At 35.6% G+C, this 1,189-nt stretch carries 1 protein-coding gene; it reads left to right on the top strand.

Annotation, left to right across the window (positions count from 1 at the left end; all coding sequences use genetic code 11):
* The first annotated feature begins 273 nt into the window (after nt 1–273).
* Complete coding sequence (locus tag F607_RS32340) at nt 274–1,128, top strand: phage tail protein (RefSeq protein ID WP_051311899.1); 855 nt, start codon at nt 274–276, stop codon at nt 1,126–1,128.
* Nucleotides 1,129–1,189: the final 61 nt, after the last annotated feature.

The following is a 1,189-nucleotide window of genomic DNA, read 5'->3' as shown; positions in this document are numbered from 1 at the left end:
TCCATTCCTATCTTCTTGAAACTGCTTTGTGCTTAATGATTAACCTTTTACTTAGACATCTGTATATTTTTTGATTTTTGAGACACGTTCTAAGGATTTTATAGCTAAACTGGTGTGTAAGTGTCACAAATTAACATCAAAGATATCTGTTGTGTGGGTTTAAGCGTTCTTCACAATGAGTATAAGTAAAAATGAAGAATTTCACCTGATGAGTTAATGAGGTCACTGATAATATAATTAACTAAATAATATAGTAAAAAAATAGATGGGGTTATGAATATAGAATATTACAACTTACTCACTGAAGTAGGTACGGCAAAATTAACTAATGCGACATTAATGGGGGATACGCTAAAGTTAACAACGATTAAAGTGGGCGATGGTGGGGTTGATGAAGGCAAAGAAACCTTCCCTAGCGAAACGGCTACATCACTCGTGAGAGAACGTTGGTCTGGCAATATTACCCATTTATCAATTGATCCGGAGAATAAAAACTGGGTTGTAGCTGAAGCTGTTATTCCCGTTGATGTGGGCGGTTTTTATATTACCGAGTTTGGTCTCTATGATCATCAGGGTGATTTAATTTGTATTGGAGAATATCCTAAAACCTATAAACCAAAAGTTCAACAAAATAGTGGCAGTGCTAGTAGCCTTTATCTAAAAGTCGTTTTAGAAATATCTAACAGTAAAAATATAGAACTTAAAATTGACCCAGCTATTGTTTTGGCATCACGTCAATATGTTAAAGATAATTATGTACCCAAAACAGGAGGTCTTTTTGAGGCCGATATTCATGTGGTTGGTGATATTTATGCTGGCGAAAATCATAATCAACGTGTCTATCATGAGGGGTATAAGCCGACTAAAATAGATGTTGGTTTAGACCAGTTACCTAACGCGAAAACGGATGCAGTTGATGAGAATACGTCTGATAAACTGGCGACAGCAAAGTCAGTCAAGACCGCAATAGATATTATGCGTAGTGAAAGACCTTATATCTTACTGAGTAAGAATCAGGCAATGCAACCTGCAGGTTCAAATAGTATTAAAGGATTTAATACCATTAACAGTACGCTTACTGTAATCAAAGAAGCTAGGGTACCTCTAAAAATTCTTATTGATGTATAATACATAGCAGCTGAGTAATAAGAAACGAGTGCTAGCAAAATGGTGCAACCAGGTTTTTTTG

Source organism: Zooshikella ganghwensis DSM 15267, assembly GCF_000428585.1.
GTDB classification, from domain to species: Bacteria; Pseudomonadota; Gammaproteobacteria; order Pseudomonadales; family Zooshikellaceae; genus Zooshikella; species Zooshikella ganghwensis.
The sequence above is the reverse complement of the archived record's forward strand: the minus strand, read 5'-3'. Positions and strand labels throughout refer to the sequence as shown.